Source organism: Streptomyces sp. H39-S7 (assembly GCF_027158205.1).
Taxonomy (GTDB): domain Bacteria; phylum Actinomycetota; class Actinomycetes; order Streptomycetales; family Streptomycetaceae; genus Actinacidiphila.
This window is the reverse complement of record NZ_JAPVLU010000138.1, coordinates 1-1,260: the sequence shown is the minus strand read 5'-3', so window position 1 is coordinate 1,260 and position 1,260 is coordinate 1. Positions and strand designations below refer to the sequence as shown.

Annotated in this window: 1 protein-coding gene; it reads right to left on the bottom strand. The window is 69.0% G+C overall.

From position 1 onward, the window contains the following. Positions 1-43: 43 nt before the first annotated feature. On the bottom strand, positions 44-1,192 hold the full coding sequence (locus O3X23_RS43855) for an ISAs1 family transposase (protein WP_269280999.1): 1,149 nt from the start codon (positions 1,190-1,192) through the stop codon (positions 44-46). Positions 1,193-1,260: the final 68 nt, after the last annotated feature.

The window sequence follows — 1,260 nt, the reverse complement described above, 5'->3', positions numbered from 1 at the left end:
CCAGGGGTGTTTCAAAGTCCCGGTAATCATGTAGGCGGCCAGGTCAGGGGATGTTGAGCAGGTCCAGCGGCCTGCTGAAGGGGTCGTAGGAGACGTGGCGGAGGCCGGCGGCAATGTTGCGGTGCCCTTGTTGCCGGAGCGTGTTGATCGCCAGGTTGCGCAAAGTGGCCATGTTCTCGGGTCCTCGTCCGGTGCGGATCTTCGAGGCGTCCTCACCGAAGGTGGTGTCGCGGACGAAGTGGAGCCGGTTCTCGATGGTCCACTGTGATCTGGCGAGCTGGCCGAGCCGCTGGGGCGAGGCTTGATGTGAGGTCAGGTCCGTGATCGCGTAGACGGTCTGACGGCTGCACGTGCCGGTCTTGAGGTCGGTGCGGTGACGCAGGATGCGCACGGCCTGGGCGGCGTGAGGGAAGTCCAGGCCGAGATCGGTGACGGTCAAGGCCCTGGTCACGCGGGTCTCCTTGCGGCCGTGGCTCACCTCGCGGTCGTAGCGCCTTGCGATGGCGTCCTTCCACGGCAGCGACCGGAGCGTGCGGTGCAGCCCGGGCTGGTTCGCCTTGACCACCAGCAGGTAGTGCGCCTTCTTCTCCACCAGGAAACGCACGTGGCCGCGCTGCGTGTGCAGGGCATCTGCCGTGACAGTGACCCCGGTCAGGTCGTAGGGCTCCAGCAGCGCGGCGAAGCACGTGATTTCGTTGGTCTTGCCAGGAACTCGCAGCTGGGTGACGGTCCGGCCGTCGCCGGTCATCGCGGCCAGGAGGTGGGCGGCGGGCGTCTGGCCTCGGCGGGAGCCGCGGGCGCTCTTGCCGTCCACGGCCACCGAGTCCGCGCCGCCAGGATCGGCTCCGGTCAGCTCGGCCAGGCCGCCGGGGCAGACCAGTGCGATGATCCTTCGGATCGTGGCAGCACTCGGCGCGACCCGCACCCCCGGCGCGCCCACCAGGCGGGCACCCAGCCGGGCCAGGGTGTGCTGCGGAGCACTCGCGGACCACTGGCCGATCGCCGCATACGATCGGGCGCCCGCGATCACCGCCGAGGCGGCAACCAGCAGCACCGCCACGAACGGGTGACGCACCCCGCGCCGCCGACGCGGATCGGGCAGCATCCGCAGCCGTTCCACCAGCGAGAGCTCCGCCACACCCTCCAGTGCAGGCGACTTGACGAGACAGACGGTGGCAGACTGACGGCACATCGAAGCTCCGGCGGTTCAGGGCGACTTGGGAAGGTCACCCCGTTCAACCGGCAAGGCCGCGAAGTTAA

Coding starts and splice junctions, on each gene's coding strand:
- O3X23_RS43855 (WP_269280999.1), bottom strand. CDS start 1,192: ATGTGCCGTCAGTCTGCCACCGTCTGTCTCGTCAAGTCGCCTGCACTG.